This window comes from Mesorhizobium sp. Cs1299R1N1, assembly GCF_037179655.1.
GTDB classification, from domain to species: domain Bacteria; phylum Pseudomonadota; class Alphaproteobacteria; order Rhizobiales; family Rhizobiaceae; genus Mesorhizobium; species Mesorhizobium salmacidum.
The window spans coordinates 178,244-194,756 of sequence record NZ_JAPYKR010000001.1; the positions used below are offsets into that span (position 1 = coordinate 178,244).

The window sequence follows — 16,513 nt, forward strand, 5'->3', positions numbered from 1 at the left end:
CTTTCTGTAGCAAAGGACGAAACACTAGGGCCGATCCCGACATGGCGTCGATAAAAAAAAATCGAGACGCCGCGGATTCAGCGGCCGCTGATTGCCGCCGATCGACTCTCCTGCGTCTTCAACCATCTCAGCACAAGCGCTTCCTCCTCATCGAGACCGTCTATGGATCGCTTGCGCTTATTGGCTTCCGCCATTTCGGTAAGCAGCCGTCCTTCGCTCCAGGCCTCGAAGACCTGCGGGTGGATATAGCATTTGCGGCAGACCGCGCGCGTATTGCCCAGCCGTTCGGCCACTTTGTCGATGATGTTGTTCATCGCCCGCTTTCGCTGTGCCTGGCTTTCAGGCAGTTCCGTCTGTGCAAACAGCGACGCGGCATGGATGGTGCCGCCCCATGTGCGGAAATGCTTCGAACTGAACGCGTCGCCGGCGGCGTCCCGGATGTAGCGATTGACATCGTCGGAGCGGACCGGGCGTCTGTCGTCCCCCTCGTCGAGATACTGGAACAGTTTCTGGCCCGGCAGGTCCTGCGCACCCCGAACGATCCCGGCGATGCGGCGGTCCACCAGCTTCAATCTCCATTCCTTGCCGGACTTTCCCTTGAAGGCGAAGCGCAGGCTCGACCCCTTGATGTCGACATGCCGATCGCGCAACGTCGTCAGGCCGAAGCTCTTGTTATCGCGTGCATAGGCCGCGTTGCCGACGCGGATCATCGTATTGTCGAGCAGCCAGACCACCGCGGCGACGACGCGTTCGAGCGGCAGGCCGGGACGGCGCAAGTCGCTGTCGATTCTGCGCCGAAGGTCCGGCAGGCTTTCGGCGAAAGCGACGAGGCTCGAATATTTGACACCGTCGCGCTCCTCGGCCCATTGCGGGTGATAGCGATACTGCTTGCGCCCCCGCTGATCCCTCCCGGTCGCCTGGATATGCCCATTCGGATCGGGCGAAATCCAGACATCGGTCCAGGCCGGCGGAATGACGATGGCCGCGATGCGCGCCCTGTCGGCATCGGAGACCGCTCTCCGGTCCGGTCCCTTGTAGGCAAAGCCCTTGCCAGCCTTCAGCCGGCGGATGCCGGGCTCGGCATCGCTGACATAGGTGAGCGCGGTATCCCGGGCGGAAATCTGTGGTCGATTCTTGGGTACGCTATCACCGTCAGCCAATCGGCTACGCGACGATCCGGTTCTCTGCAGCATGACGGCTCCACGCAAAATGTCCGTAGATAAGTTGCGGGCAGACTGCTGGTTCCACACCCCGTCTGGAAAGCAGGATCCGGTGGCGTCGGCGAGGCAATGCGCTGCATCTGTGTCGGCGGAAAGGACAGCCGGCGGCGCGCGCCTTTTTTACGCCTTTTCGAGCACCACCGGGATGACGTCGACAGCCTGCTCCCCGACCTGTCCGCCGGTCGTCTTCAGCACGCCGACGATGGGCGCCACATCCGAATAGTCGCGCCCGTAACCGACGGTGATGTGGTCGTTGGAAGCCCGCATGCCGTTGGTCGGATCGAACTCCTGCCAGCCGGCATCACGCCCGCACCAGACCTTGACCCAGGCATGCATGGCATCCGCACCTTCCAGCCGGGGCTTGCCCTTGGGCGGAATGGTGCGCAGGAAGCCGCTGACATAGCCGGCCGGAATGCCGAGCCCGCGCAGCCCGGCGATCATGATGTGCGAGAAGTCCTGGCAGACGCCCCGCTTCAGCCGGAAGGCATCGCTGGCCAGGGTCCGCACCGTGGTCGCTTCGCCATCATACGTGAAATCATGGTGGATGCGCTTGGAGAGGCTCATCGCCGTGCCGGCGGTCGAGCCACCGATGCTGTCTTGCGCATAGGCGGTGATCGCCGCATCCATGCCGGCGTGACCGCTTGCCACCAGGAAGTGATGCGGCGACGCCGGCGCCAGTGACCGCACGGCCGCCAGCTCATGCCTGAGTCGGCCGATATCGGGCGACACGTCGAGCCCAGGCTCGGGCCGCGACACCGAAATGCGCGCGCTCATTCTTATGTCGAGCGCTTCATGCGCGTCGCGAAACGCGATCGAGGTGACGTTGTTGCCGAAAAAATCGGTAAAGTCGGATCGTTCATTGGGTGCCGGCTCAAAGGACAGCGAAGCGGCGATGACGCGCTGCACGCCGCCAATGGTCGGCGGCAGCACCCGCACCTGATGCCGGCCGCCGCCGGCAGCGGCGGCGTAGTCGTAATGGAGCAGAAGCCGGATGTCGTACAGCATGGCTATTGCTTTCTAGCCGAAATAGGCTTTGGCGAGGCTGTTGTAGAGGCCGCCGATTTCGCTGGCGAGTTCGTTCAGCGCCTTCGTCGTCATGTCAGCCGGCTCCTTGATGGCGATGGCGGTATTGAGCTGCAGGATCTCCTTGGCCGCCGCCGACATGTGCCCCTCGCCGCCGGTGGCCGGCAACAGCCCTATCTCGGCCTTCAGCCTTTCCAGCTGGAACAGGATGGAGCGTGGATTGAGCGGATCGAGCGCCAGGAGATCGACCACCGTGCGCCGGCCGGCCTGCACCGGATATTGCCGGCGATGGGTCATGACGCTGTCGCCGATCTCCAGCATCATGTCCAGCGCTCCATCCGGCGCCTCGCTGCCGGTCAGTCGGGCCAGCGTGCCGGCGATCTGGATGCCACGCTCCAGCCGCCGGCCGATCTCGAGGAAGCGCCAGCCGGCGAAACGGTACATGTTCTCGTGCAGCAGACCGGAGAATCCGGCAAGCTTGCGCAGAATGACGGTCATGGCCCGCGTCGCGTCGTCGCCGGGCGCCACGGTGGTGGCGAACCGATGGATCGTCTTCGACAAATCCTTGAGCGCCAGCCAGCCATCCGGCGAGAAACGATCGCGGATCTGGCCGGCGCTGTAGACGGCGCTGTCGAGCATGCCGATCAATCCTGATGGGATCGCCGTTTCGACATCGATGCCGAACGGCTCGAGATAGTCCCTGATATCTGCCAGCAGAGGCATGTCGGGATCGGACGTTTCGGCGAGCCGCACATGATAGGCGCGCAGGATGCGCACGGTGTCTTCCGAGCGTTCGATGTAGCGACCGAGCCAGGTCAGGTTTTCCGCCGCGCGGCTGGGCAGGCTACCCGGCCTGGTGCGGTTGAAGCTGTCGCCCTCCTGCGGCAGCAGCGTCTCGCGCTCGACCGGTCTGTCGCTGACCACCCAGACGTCAGCCGCCTGGCCGCCGCGCTGCATGGCGATCGCCGTCGGGTCGAGCGACAGGCCGACGCGGGCGAAACCGCCCGGCATCACCGTCCACCCCTCGGGCGTGCGCGCCAGATAGACGCGCAAGCTTGCCGGCCGGGGTTCCAGCCAGCCGCCGACATAGACGGGTGTCGTCGAAAGCGTCACCGCTTCCTGGCCGACGAAGGCCTCGCCATCACGCTCGATGCGCGCCACCAGTTCCGCCCGTTCCCCGACCGACAGCGCCGAGCCGAGCTTTGTCTGTCCGTCATCCTCGAAGGCAAGTCTTGTCGACAGCGCCGGACCGACCACCATGCGGTCGATATTGGCGAGGACATGGGCGCGCTCCGTCGCCTGCCCGCACCACCATGTCGCCACGCTGGGCAAAAGCAGCTCCTCGCCCCACAATTCGCGCGCGATCTTGGGCAGGAAGGCAAGCAGCGCACGCGTCTCCATCAGGCCCGATCCCAGAGCATTGACAGTGGACACCGTACCTTGTCGGATCGCTTCGACCAGGCCCGGCGTGCCGATCTGCGAATCCGGACGCAACTCGAGCGGATCGGCAAAGGCGGCATCGAGCCGCCGCCACAGCACGCTGATCGGCATCAGGCCCGACACGGTGCGCACCATGAGCCTGCCGCCGGAAACAGTCAGGTCCTCGCCTTCGAGCAGCATGATGCCGAGGTAGCGGGCGATATAGGCGTGTTCATAGTAGGTTTCGTTGAGCGGCCCCGGCGTCAGGATGGCGACGCGGCCGTCGCTCTCCTTTGCCATGCCGATCAGCGCATCGCGGAAGCGACGGAAGAAGCCGGCGAGCCGGTGCACATGCATCTCGCCATAGATGTCGGACAGTGCGCGCGTGGTGGCGACACGATTCTCCAGCGCGAAGCCGGCGCCCGAAGGCGCCTGGGTGCGGTCGCCAAGCACCCACCAGCGGCCATCGGGCCCGCGGCCGAGCTCGAAGGCGCAGAAGTGCAGGAAATGCCCTCCGGCCGGCCTGGTGCCGACCACGGGCCGCAAATATTCAGGGCTCGCCGCGATCAGCCCTGCCGGCAGGATGCCTTTTTCGACCAGTCGGTTCTGTCCATGGATATCGGCGACAATTTCCTCGAGCAGGTCGGCGCGCTGCACCAGGCCGGCGCTGATCGCCTGCCACTCGCTGTCCTCGATGAGCACGGGAATATGCGCCAGCGGCCATTCGCGCTCGTTGGCGCCCGCCTTGTCATAGACGCGGTAGTAAACACCCGCATCGCGCAGATACTGGTCGGCGCGGGCGAAGCGCTGGCCGAGCTTTTCGGCCCCGAGTTCGTCCAGCGCTTCGACAAAATCCTTCCAGACCGGGCGGGGATTGCCCGACGCGTCGACCATCTCGTCGACGACGCCGTCAATCGGCTGGTAGTGCTCCAGCAGGCTATGGGCCTGCGGCTTGCCGCGTACCCTTTTGTGATTCCCCTTTGCCATGTCAGATCACAGTCTTGGCGGACGCCTGAGGTCAAGGGTCATCGGGAAATCTTCCCCCGGCTGTTCTTCACGCAACACATAGCCGGACGGGGTATGGCCGCGCGGTTCGAAGCGGGCGAGCCGCCGTGCCTCGGCCTCGTTCCCATTGACCGGGAAGGTGTCGTAGTTGCGCCCGCCGGGATGGGCGACATGGTAGACGCAGCCGCCAACCGCCCTGCCCGACCAGCGGTCGTAGATATCGAACACCAGCGGCGTGTTGACCGGCAGTGCCGGATGCAGGCCCGAAGCCGGCTGCCAGGCCTTGAAGCGCACGCCCGCTACCGCGACCTCCCGGTTGTCGGTAGCCCTCATCGGCACGATGCGGCCGTTGCAGACGATCGCATGGCGCTCCGGATTGAGACCTTCGGTCTTGACCTGCAGCCGTTCGACCGAGGAATCGACGAAACGCACCGTACCGCCGATCGCCCCCTGCTCGCCCATGACATGCCATGGCTCCAGCGCTTGCCTGAGCTCCAGCTTGATGCCCGCATGCTGGACTTCGCCGCAGAAGGGAAAGCGGAATTCGAGCTGGGCGTCGAACCATTCGGGCCGGAACTCGAAGCCATTGAGCTTGAGGTCGTCGAGCACATCGAGAAAGTCCGCCCAGACATAGTGCGGCAGCATGAAGCGGTCATGCAGCGAAGTGCCCCAGCGCACGAAGCGTCCGTCGAGCGGGTTCTTCCAGGCGCGTGCGATGATGGCCCGCACCAGCAATTGCTGCGCCAGAGACATGCGCGCATTGGGTGGCATCTCGAATCCACGGAATTCGACAAGGCCAAGCCGACCGGTCGGTCCATCGGGCGAGAACAGCTTGTCGATGCAGATTTCCGAGCGATGCGTATTGCCGGTGACGTCGGTCAACAGATTGCGGAACAGGCGGTCGACCAGCCATGGCAAGGGTGCGGCCTCCTGGTCGGGATGCGGCACCTGCGCCATCGCGATCTCGAGCTCATAGAGTGAATCGTGTCGCGCCTCGTCGAAGCGCGGCGCCTGGCTGGTCGGGCCGATGAACAGGCCGGAGAACAGATAGGACAACGAGGGACGCCGTTGCCATTGCAGCACCAGGCTCTTCAGCAGGTCGGGCCGGCGCAGGAACGGACTGTCATTGGGCGTGGCGCCACCGACCACGACATGGTTGCCGCCGCCGGTACCGGTGTGGCGGCCATCGATCATGAACTTGTCGGCGCCAAGCCGCGTCTGCCGCGCCTCGTCATAGATCGCCGTCGTGGTCGCCACGCAATCCTGCCAATTCGAGGCGGGATGGATGTTGACCTCGATGACACCGGGGTCGGGTGCCACGCGGATGACGTTGAGGCGCGGGTCATGCGGCGGGCCGTAGCCCTCGATGTGCACGGGAAGGCCAATCGCCTTTGCCGCGTTCTCGGCAGCCGCGACGAGTTCGAGATAATCCTCGAGCGCCTCGACCGGCGGCATGAAAACGCACAGCCTGCCGTCGCGCGGTTCGACCGAAAGTGCCGTGCGCACCGCGCCGCCGATCTCGGTGATCTCCTGCTCGACCCGCTCCTGCTGGCCGGTCGCCGCGGTGAACGACACCGCCTGCTGGCGGCGGGCCATTTCGTCGGCGCCTTCCAGTTCGGCCGGAGCGGCCGCAGGCAAGATCGCTTCCCGCACGGGCAGCGGGCCACGCGGCAGCGACGGATCGACAGGCACGATGTAGGGGAACTGCGCCGGCGGCACATAGGGCAGCGTTCCCAGCGGCAGACGATAGCCGACCGGGGAATCGCCCGGCAACAGGAACAGCCGGCCACGCCGCGTCTTCCATTTTTCCGAGCGCCAGCGCGGATCGGACGCCTGGCTGTTCCAGCGCTGCACCGGCAGCACATAGCCGGATGGCTTGGTCAGCCCGCGCTCGAAGACGCGCGCCATGCGGCTGCGTTCCTCGGGGTCTTCCAGCTTGGAGTTGGACGGGTCGACATTCTCGGGCAGCTTGCCTTCCTTGAGCAGCCATTCGGCCGGATCCTCATAGGCTTCGCTGACCATGGACGTGTCGATGCCGAGCTCGCCGGCGATCGCCGTCAGCAGGCTTTCGGCCTGTTTCGGCCCGACATCAGCCGAGCTTTTCTCCGGCGCGATCAGCGACGGATCGCTCCACACCGGCTCGCCGTCGGCGCGCCAAAAGAGCGAGAACGTCCAGCGCGGCAGGCTTTCGCCGGGATACCATTTGCCCTGGCCGTAATGCAGAAAGCCGCCGGGCGCGAAGCGCTCGCGCAGGCGGCGGATCAGCGCGTCGGCCTTTTCACGCTTGCTCGGCCCGACGGCGGCGGTGTTCCACTCGGCGGCCTCGAAATCGTCGATCGACACGAAGGTCGGTTCGCCGCCCATGGTCAGCCGCACATCCCCGGCCGCGAGCGCGGCATCGACCTTGTTGCCGAGCGCGTCGAGCGCTTGCCAGCTTTCATCCGAGAACGGCTTGGTGATGCGCGGATGCTCGGCGATGCGATCGACCCGCATCTCGAAGCCGAACTCGACATTGGCAAAGCTCGCCATGCCCGAAATGGGTGCCGCATTGCGGAAATGCGGCGTGGCGGCCAGCGGAACATGGCTCTCGCCGGTGAGCAGGCCGGAAGTCGGGTCGAAACCGATCCAGCCGGCACCGGGAAGATAGACCTCGCACCAGGCATGCAGGTCGGTGAAATCGACTGATGTGCCGGCCGGCCCATCCAGCGCGACAAGGTCGGGCTTGAGCTGGATCAGATAGCCCGAAACGAAACGCGCGGCGACACCGAGATTGCGCAGGATCTGCACCAGAAGCCAGCTCGAATCCCGGCAGGAGCCCTTGGCCGCCGCCAGCGTTTCCTCAGGTGAGAAGACGCCGGTCTCCATGCGCACGATATAGGCGATCTCGCGCTGCAGACGCGCATTGAGGTCGACGAGGAAATTGACCGTGTTCGGCGCGCTGCGGTCGACGGTTTCCAGGAAAGCCGAGAGAAGCGGCCCAGCCGGCTCCGGTGTCCGGTAGATGGCCAGATCATCCCTGATTTCCTCGGGATAATCGAACGGGAACGCCTCCGCCGACGGTTCGACGAAGAAGTCGAACGGATTGTAGACGGTCATGTCGGCGACGAGGTCGACCTCGATCTTCAGCTCCGTCACCGGATCGGGAAAGACAAAACGGGCGAGGAAGTTGCCGTAGGGATCTTGCTGCAGATTGACGAAGTGGTTCGCCGGCTCGACCTTGAGCGAATGGCTCAACACCTTGGTGCGGGAATGCGGTGCCGGCTGAAGCCTGATCACCTGGGGACCCAGAACCACCGGCCGGTCGTATTTGTAGTGGGTCAGATGGTAGACGGCTGCCAGAATTGCCATGGGGCCCCGGAATTCAGCGTTTCAAACGATTTCGCTGAACCCTGACACATCCGGCCGCCATTCTCCAAGCGGATGTTGCGGTGCACCTAAATTAAACGGCTATTGAACGGACAATGTCGCCTGGCAGGCCTTGGCTACATCGCTTCGCCCTGCCTCGAATGAGACGCCACCCGAACCTAGACGACCAGTACGTCGACGAATTGTCCAAATTTGCGCATTCTCTCAAGTTTGACTGCAAGCCAGGCGTTCTTGAGATGCTCTGCCGCGCGGTCACCGATTTCCGGCGTCAGACCCGGCGGGGACTTAGGAAAAGCCGCGAAGTGGACGCTGCAAGGGTGGAAAAGAAGGTAGTACTCAAGCTCTTGAGGCCTCCCTCCAGCATGCAACGGCATTCCGTCCAGAGGAACTGGGTTCATTCTCTCGATTCTCACAGGAAGCGATAGCCCGGCAATCCCGACGTTCATTTTGTAGATGTCCGGATCTTCACGGTTTACGCTCGGGATCTGAATCCGGACATCCGGTTCGTTATCCACGGTGACGATGTAGGCGCCGGGCCACCGTTCATGGTCATCATCAACCTTATAGCGCGAGAGCGGCCGGCTCGCGGCTCGCTCCGGCGTGAAGGTATTGACGAAATCCAGGATCGTATCCTGGACTGCCACCAGTTCAGGCATTGGCTGTCGCCAGTTCCAGTGCAGTTCGCCAACAACCGGCACGGCGAACTTCCGGTAGTATCGTCCATCGACCTCCACCTCCTCGACACTGCGCCTCAGCAGGTCCTGCATTGGTTTCTCTATCAATGCCTGGATATTTTCGAGGTCCGAATTCGACAGCTCCTCGACCTCGGCCCGGAACGGATCGGTGTGGTTGATCCGTTGGACGGTGATATGCGAGCAATAGGCTGCGGGGGTGTCGCTGTGGAGGGGCTGCGCGGAGCTTGGAAGCAGTGCGAATTCCCTAAGCCAGCGAGCAATCGCGATATGCCAGGGATGCGCCGCACGGACCTCGCTGTGGAGGGGGCGGTTGGGGCTTGGATCCCCCAATTCCTCAAGCCAGCGGGTAATGGAGATTTTAACACCGTCCGAGCCGCCGAAAAACAGCCCGGCCTCCCATACATACATATGCCGAACGGACCCGGAGTTCAGCCGGAACGTCCAGCTATGCCCGGTGTACAGGGAAAAGCGGCAGCCTTCGGCTTGGGAACCCCAGGTGCCTCCAATGAAGCTGAACTCACGTCGGTAGCGATCCATCTGCACCAGACGCTTGCCGCGAAAACGCCTGAGCCCCTCGCGAACGCGATCGGCACTACTTCGCAGTGGCATTGCAGTCTCCGAAGCAACTTAAGAAACAACGCCGTTTATCCAGAAGTCCTCTACACTTGTTTAGCGAGTTGCCTCAAATTGAAACGCTCAGCCTTAGAAGAACGCCTGTATCCCCGTCTGCGCCCGTCCCAGGATTAGCGCGTGCACGTCATGCGTGCCCTCATAGGTGTTGACGGTCTCCAAATTCTGCGCGTGGCGCATGACGTGGTAGCCGATCTGGATGCCGTTGCCGCCATGCATGTCGCGGGCCTGGCGGGCGATGTCGAGCGCCTTGCCGCAATTGTTGCGCTTGACGATCGAGATCATTTCCGGCGCCATTTTGTCTTCATCAAGCAGACGCCCGACGCGCAACGACGCCTGCAGCCCCAAAGCGATCTCGGTCTGCATATCGGCGAGCTTCTTCTGGTAAAGCTGCGTGCCGGCCAGCGGCTTGCCGAACTGCTTGCGGTCCAGCCCATACTGGCGAGCGCGATGCCAGCAATCTTCCGCCGCGCCCATCGAGCCCCATGAGATGCCGTAGCGGGCCCGGTTGAGGCAACCGAACGGTCCGCCGAGCCCCTTGGCATTGGGCAGCAGTGCGTCCTCGCCGACCTCGACACCTTCCATCACCACTTCACCGGTGATCGACGCCCGCAGCGACAGCTTGCCGCCGATCTTCGGCGCCGACAGCCCCTTCATGCCTTTTTCCAGCACGAAACCGCGGATCTCGTCCTTGCCGTTCTCGCCCTTCAACTTCGCCCAGACGACGAACACGTCGGCGACCGGCGCGTTGGAAATCCACATCTTGGAGCCGGTCAGCTTGTAGCCGCTGGCGGTCTTTTCCGCGCGCGTCTTCATGCCGCCGGGGTCGGAGCCGGCATCCGGTTCGGTCAGACCGAAGCAGCCGATCCATTCGCCGCTGGCGAGCTTCGGCAGGTACTTCTTGCGTTGTTCATCCGAGCCATAGGCGTAGATTGGATACATCACCAGCGATGACTGCACCGACATCATCGAGCGATAGCCGGAATCGACGCGTTCGACTTCCCGCGCCACCAGCCCATAGGTCACATAGTTGGCGCCGAGGCCACCGAACTCCTCCGGGATATTGATGCCGAGCAGGCCAGCCTCGCCCATCTCGCGGAAGATCGCCGTGTCGAAAGTCTCGTTGAGATACGCCTCCTCGATGCGCGGCGCGAGCTTGTCGGCGGCAAAGGCCGCCGCGCCGTCGCGCACCATGCGTTCGTCTTCCGAAAGCTGCCCCTCGATCAGGAACGGGTCTTCCCAGACGAATGCATTCTTGTCGGCGGCCATGGCTTGATCCTCAGAAGGGTGAAGCCCGGCTTATCGGCCCGTGGTCTGAAAAAATCAAACGAAATTGCTTCACCGATCAATGAACGTTAGGAATGGATCATGAGTGTCCAGCGTCGCCTTTTGCCCAACATCAGCGCCCTTGCCGCCTTCGAGGCGGTGGCCCGGCTTGGCAGTTTCACCGCCGCCGCCCAGGAGCTGGATTTGACCCAGGGCGCCGTCAGCCGTCAGATCAGCTTGCTGGAAGATCAGTTCGGCCGCCGGCTGTTCGAACGCGACAGCCGCAACGTCCGCTTGTCGACGGCAGGCGAAATCTACGCCGAGGCGGTACGTTCGGCGCTTGGCCAATTGCGCGACGCAGCGCTTGGATTGATGAGCAATCGGCATAGCGGCATCCTGAACCTGGCCATATTGCCGACCTTCGGCACGCGCTGGCTGATGCCGATGATCCCCAATTTCGTCGAAAGCAATCCCGACATCACCATCAATTTCGTCACCCGCGTCGGCCGGTTCGACTTCGCCAGGGAGAGGTTGGATGCAGCCATCCACTACGGCCTGCCGGACTGGCCGGACGCCGATTCGACACTGCTGGTGCGTGAGACGGTGGCACCGGTGGTGTCGCCCGAGTTCCTCGCCGGTCGCGCCATCGCCACGCCGGCCGACATCGGTCGTTTGCCGCTGCTGCACATGACGACGCGCCCCGGCGCCTGGACGGAATGGTTCGAGCATCAGGGGCTGAGCGCGCCGACCGGGCCGGGCATGCAGTTCGAGCAGTTCGGCACCGCCGCCCAGGCTTGCATGGCGGGGCTCGGCGTGGCGCTCTTGCCGCTGCTCCTCATCGCTGGCGAATTACAGCGCGGCCAGCTTGTGCCCGCGCCCGGCCAGCCGATGCAAAGCCGCAGCGCCTATTACCTCGTCATTCCCCACGACAAGCGCGGCTATCCACCGGTTGCCAGCTTTCGAGATTGGCTGCTGGGCCAGCTCGAGAAGGAGCCGGCTGTTCTGGCGTGGTAGCTATTTCCGCTTCAGCGCGTCCGCCAGCGCGGCGCCGAACGCACCTTGCTGTACCGGCCGCTCGGGCTGACGCTGCGGCGCCGGCGAGCGTGGCGCTGGCCTGCCGCCGCCATTGTCGCGCGGCCCGCTCCTCGGCGCGCCGCCCTCGCCGGCATCCCTACGCATGGAGAGCGCGATGCGCTTGCGCTTGATGTCGACATCGACGACGCGCACCTTCACCACGTCGCCGGCCTTGACCACCTCATGCGCGTCCTTGATGAAACGGTCGGCCAGTTGCGAGACATGCACCAGCCCGTCCTGGTGGACGCCGATATCGACGAAGGCGCCAAACGCCGCGACATTCGTGACAGTGCCTTCCAGCAGCATGCCGGGCTTCAAATCCTTGATGTCGTCGATGCCATCGGCGAAGGTAGCGGTCTTGAAGCCGGGGCGCGGGTCGCGGCCGGGCTTTTCCAGCTCGGCAAGGATATCGCGCACCGTCGGCAGGCCGAAACGCTCGTCGACGAAGACGCGCGGGTCGAGCGCCTTCAGCGCGGCGCTGTCGCCCATCAGCGAACGCACATCGCGGCCGCAGGCGGCGACGATCTTCTTGGCCACGCCATAGGCTTCCGGATGCACCGACGAGGCATCGAGCGGCTCGCTGCCATTGGCAATGCGCAGGAAGCCGGCGGACTGTTCGAACGCGCGGGGCCCAAGCCGTGCCACCTTCAGCAGGTCCTTGCGGCTGGCGAACGGGCCGGTCGCATCGCGATGCGCGACGATCGCCTCGGCAAGCGACGCGCCGAGGCCTGAAACGCGCGCCAGCAACGGCGCCGAGGCGGTGTTGAGGTCGACGCCGACCGCGTTGACGGCGTCCTCGACGACGGCTTCCAGCGAGCGGCCGAGCCGGTACTGGTCGACATCGTGCTGATACTGACCGACACCGATGGATTTCGGCTCGATCTTGACCAATTCGGCCAGCGGATCCTGCAGGCGCCGCGCGATCGACACCGCGCCTCGCAGCGACACGTCGAGGCCGGGAAATTCGGCCGCCGCCGTCGCCGAGGCCGAATAGACCGAGGCACCCGCCTCGCTGACGATAACCTTGAGCGGCTTCGGGCCTGAACCCGCTGGCATGTCCGACAGCATGTCCGCAACCAGCTTCTCCGTTTCGCGGCTGCCGGTGCCGTTGCCGATCGAGATCAGCTCGACCTTGTGCTGGCGGATCAGCGCGGCAAGCTCGGCCTGCGTGCCGCGCACATCGTTCCGCGGCGGGAACGGATAGACCGTCGTCGTCGCCAGCAGCTTGCCGGTGCCGTCGACCACCGCAACCTTGACGCCGGTGCGGATGCCGGGATCGAGCCCCATCGTCGGCCGCGAGCCGGCGGGAGCCGCCAGCAGCAAATCCTTCAGGTTGCGGGCAAAGACATGGATCGCCTCTTCCTCGGCCCGCTCGCGCAGGTCGCGCATCAGATCGAGCGTCAGGTGCAACGACAGTTTTATCCGCCAGGTCCAGCCGGCGACCTCCATCAGCCAGCGGTCGCCCGGCAGGCTGGCGCCGATGGCGTAGGCATTGGCGATCATCCGCTCGACCGGCTTCACCGGGGAGGCATCGTCGGCATCGACCTCGATATCGAGCGACAGCACCTCTTCATTGCGGCCGCGCAGCATGGCCAGCGCGCGGTGGCTTGGCGCCGTGGACCAACGCTCGACATGGTCGAAATAGTCCGAGAATTTCGCGCCGGCCTCCTGCTTGCCGTCGACCACCCTGGCGCGCAGGAAGGCGCGCTCCTTCATGTAGCCGCGCAGCTTGCCGACCAGATCGGCATTTTCGGCGAACTGCTCCGACAGGATGTCGCGCGCGCCATCGAGCACCGCCTTGGCATCGGTCACCTCTACGGTGACATAGGCGAGCGCGACTTCCGCGGGCACCAATGAGCGGTCGTTGAGAATGGCTTCGGCGAGCGGCCCCAGCCCGCGCTCCCTGGCGATCTCGGCCTTGGTGCGACGCTTCGGCTTGTAGGGTAGGTAGATGTCCTCGAGCTCCGCCTTGGTGGCCACCGCCCCGATCTTCGCTTCGAGGTCTGGCGTAAGCTTGCCCTGCTCGCGGATCGAACCCAGGATGGTGTCGCGGCGGGCGTCGAGTTCGCGCAGATAGACGAGACGCTCGGCAAGGTCGCGCAGCTGCGTGTCGTCCAGCCCGCCGGTCACCTCCTTGCGGTAGCGTGCCACGAACGGCACCGTCGCCCCTTCATCGAGCAGTCCGATCGCCGCGGCCGCCTGTTCGGGCCGCGCCTTGATTTCGACTGCGATGATGGCTGCGATGCGCTTGATGTCGGATGCCATGTCGTTCCCACTCTCGACGAAAAGAGCGGCGACCATAGGCGCAGAGATCAGGTCCGCCAACCACCGCGTTTTCAACGGCGGCGGAGGTCCACAGGAAAGCGCGGACGATTGGATTGTCCGGGCTGGTCAGACCATGCGGCTCAGCACTTCGAAAAAGGCAACGATTTCGAGGTCCAGTGCATCGTCGACCGGCTCCGGCTGCGACGACATCTTGGCGATGACCACTTCGGTCCTGGGGTCGACGTAGAGCCATTGCCCATGGATGCCGATGCCGCAATAGGCGCCATTTTCCAAACCGGTCTGATACCATTTGTTGCGGTAACGGCCTTTCGGGAACAGCGGCAGCATGGCACCGCGCTGCCAGGCTTCCGAGCTGCCGCCGGTGCTGGTGGTGTCGCGCACCCAGGCCTCGGGCACGATGCGGCGGCCATTGGCCGTGCCGCCTTGCCGCATCATCTCGCCGATGCGCGCCAGGTCACGCGGCGTCACCGAAAGGCCGCCTGCGGTGCGTGCCGTGCCTTCCATGTCGACGCCGACAGAGGCCTCGCTGACGGCGCCAAGCGGCAGCCACAGTTTCTCACGCATCAAGTCGCAGAAGCGCTGCCCTGAAGCGCGTTCCAGGAGGAGGCCGAGCAGGTCGGAATTGGGCGAACGGTAGCGGAAGGTCTGGCCATGCGGCTCGGCAAGCCGCTGCAGGGTCAGGATGAATTCGCGCAGGCTTTCGGTGCCGCCGCCGGGGTTCCACAGCGTCGCGCGGCGATAGCGGGCAAAGGCGCTTTCCGGATCGAGATAGGCCTCCTCGAAATCGAGGCTGACGCTCATGTCGAGCACATTCCGCACGCTTGCATCGCCATAGGCCGAGCCGGCGGCTTCGGGGATGTAGCGCGTCACCGGCGCTTCAGGGTCGAACACCCCCTCGCCTTCCAGTATGCCGGCGATAATCGCGGTCACCGACTTGCTGACCGAGAAGATGATGTGGCGCGCGCCGAACTCCATATGCGGCGCGAACCAGTCGCCTATGATCTTGCCGCCTTTCATCACCGTCAATGCGTCGGTGCTGGAGCGAACGAGAAACTCGGCCACCGTCTCCGGCGCGCTCGCGACCGTGACCTTTTCCCCGAGCAGGCCACCCATGTCTCGCACAGGAGCCTCGATGACGCCCGGCGCCGCTGCCACGCGTGCCGTCGGCACCAGTTCGCCGAGGTTCTGGAATGACCACCGATTGAACGGGGCCAGGCGCCAGTTGGCGAGCAGCACCTCGTTACGGCCGAATCCGTATCGTGTCTCGAACGCGGTCTTGCCGGCCATCGCGTTTCCTACCAGTCCATTGTTCTTGAAGCTCAGCTAAGCGCCGCTGCGATGGCGTGCACGGCCTTCAGCGTTGCCACGGAATAGGCCATGTTGCTGAAATCCGGGTAGGTCGACAGCTTCACCACCACCATTCCTGTGTTCCAGTCGATGTGGATCAACTGTCCAAACACGCCCCGGCACATCAGTGCGCGCGAGCTGGGATCCTCGATCCAGAACTGGTTGCGGTAGCTGCCCTCGGGCAGGCTGGCGGAGAAATCCGGACCATGCTTGCCAGTGCGCGTCGCCTCGATCCAATCGGCCGGCACGACGCCGCCGCCATTGTCGAGGATCAGTTGGCCAAAGCGGGCGTAGTCGCGCAGCGTCGCGTTGAAGCCGCCATCGGCCAGCGCATAGCCGGCGCCGTCGACGGTGAAGCAGGCGCTTTCGTCGGCACCAAGCTTTTGCCAGAGTTCCTCGGAAACCAGCTGCGCCAGCCGCTTGCCCGTCACCCGTTCCATGATGAAGGCGAGCACGTCCGTCTCGATCGAGCGATATTCGAACGCAGCCCCATGCGGGCGCACCGTCTCTTTCAAGCCCAGGATCAGATCGAACATGTGCGAGGGCCAGCGGAAATCCGGATTGCTGCCCGGCGGCACCGGCTTCCAGCCGGTGGCGACATCGACCTGGCCGATGTCGGAATAGCGGTCGGTGTATTCCTCTGAGAACCGCACGCCGGTGGTCATATCAAGCACATGCTGGACGCAGGCACCGGCCCAGCCGGTCGCGTTGAGTTCCGGCAGGTAGTCCGTCACCGCCTTCGTTGGATCGATCAGGCCGCGCCCGGCCAATATGCCGAATACCGAGCCGGTGACGGACTTCGCCATCGACTGCGACAAATGCAGCGTGCGCTCGGTCATACCGTTGAAATAGCGCTCATAGGCTATCCGGCCGTCCTTGAGCACCAGGAAGCCGTCCGTATAGGTCTCGTCGAGCAAGCCGGCGAGTGTCGAAGACCTGCCTTCGCTGTCCTCGATCGCCAGCGCGTCGAGATCGACCTCGGCCCGTTCGAGACGATGCCTATGGCCGTTGCCGCGCCAGACTTCGGCGGTCGGCAGAATTTCCCTGATGTGCTGGAAAGCCCAGCGGTTCCAGGGCGGCCGGTCCCAGTCGAGCTTGGGGGGCGCCATGGCGGGCGGCGAACCCTGCATGATCGGCGGCCGCGGCTCGCTGTTGCGATAGGAGTCCATGAAGGGCCATTCC

Annotated in this window: 10 protein-coding genes; 1 reads left to right on the forward strand and 9 read right to left on the reverse strand. The window is 64.4% G+C overall.

What is annotated here, in order from left to right; translation table 11 throughout:
• Positions 1–77 precede the first annotated feature (77 nt).
• From O7A70_RS00860 to O7A70_RS00885, 6 genes are all read right to left on the reverse strand, one after another.
• Positions 78–1,193, reverse strand: coding sequence for a DNA topoisomerase IB (locus O7A70_RS00860; RefSeq protein ID WP_337138610.1), 1,116 nt, complete (start codon positions 1,191–1,193; stop codon positions 78–80).
• Between the two features lie 147 nt (positions 1,194–1,340).
• On the reverse strand, positions 1,341–2,225 hold the full coding sequence (locus tag O7A70_RS00865) for a transglutaminase family protein (protein WP_337138611.1): 885 nt from the start codon (positions 2,223–2,225) through the stop codon (positions 1,341–1,343).
• Between the two features lie 12 nt (positions 2,226–2,237).
• Positions 2,238–4,649 (reverse strand): circularly permuted type 2 ATP-grasp protein, encoded by a 2,412-nt coding sequence (locus O7A70_RS00870; RefSeq protein WP_337138612.1) that lies wholly within the window; start codon positions 4,647–4,649, stop codon positions 2,238–2,240.
• 6 nt (positions 4,650–4,655) lie between these two features.
• On the reverse strand, positions 4,656–8,015 hold the full coding sequence (locus tag O7A70_RS00875; RefSeq protein WP_337138614.1) for a transglutaminase family protein: 3,360 nt from the start codon (positions 8,013–8,015) through the stop codon (positions 4,656–4,658).
• A 176-nt stretch (positions 8,016–8,191) separates the two neighbouring features.
• Positions 8,192–9,337: a hypothetical protein gene (locus O7A70_RS00880; RefSeq protein WP_337138615.1), complete on the reverse strand. Its 1,146-nt coding sequence runs from the start codon at positions 9,335–9,337 to the stop codon at positions 8,192–8,194.
• Between the two features lie 93 nt (positions 9,338–9,430).
• Positions 9,431–10,627: an acyl-CoA dehydrogenase gene (locus O7A70_RS00885; protein WP_337138616.1), complete on the reverse strand. Its 1,197-nt coding sequence runs from the start codon at positions 10,625–10,627 to the stop codon at positions 9,431–9,433.
• A gap of 99 nt (positions 10,628–10,726) precedes the next feature.
• Here O7A70_RS00885 and O7A70_RS00890 point away from each other — a divergent pair, with 99 nt between their 5' ends.
• A complete protein-coding gene (locus O7A70_RS00890) occupies positions 10,727–11,638 on the forward strand; it encodes a LysR family transcriptional regulator (RefSeq protein ID WP_140504094.1) in 912 nt (303 codons plus the stop codon).
• On the opposite strand, the gene O7A70_RS00895 is transcribed toward O7A70_RS00890, so the two are convergent.
• The 3 genes from O7A70_RS00895 to O7A70_RS00905 form a co-directional block, all read right to left on the reverse strand.
• Positions 11,639–13,963, reverse strand: coding sequence for a Tex family protein (locus O7A70_RS00895; RefSeq protein WP_337138618.1), 2,325 nt, complete (start codon positions 13,961–13,963; stop codon positions 11,639–11,641).
• A gap of 126 nt (positions 13,964–14,089) precedes the next feature.
• Positions 14,090–15,271, reverse strand: coding sequence for a serine hydrolase domain-containing protein (locus O7A70_RS00900; RefSeq protein ID WP_337138619.1), 1,182 nt, complete (start codon positions 15,269–15,271; stop codon positions 14,090–14,092).
• A 32-nt stretch (positions 15,272–15,303) separates the two neighbouring features.
• Positions 15,304–16,500 (reverse strand): serine hydrolase domain-containing protein, encoded by a 1,197-nt coding sequence (locus tag O7A70_RS00905; RefSeq protein WP_337138621.1) that lies wholly within the window; start codon positions 16,498–16,500, stop codon positions 15,304–15,306.
• Between the last annotated feature and the right edge of the window lie 13 nt (positions 16,501–16,513).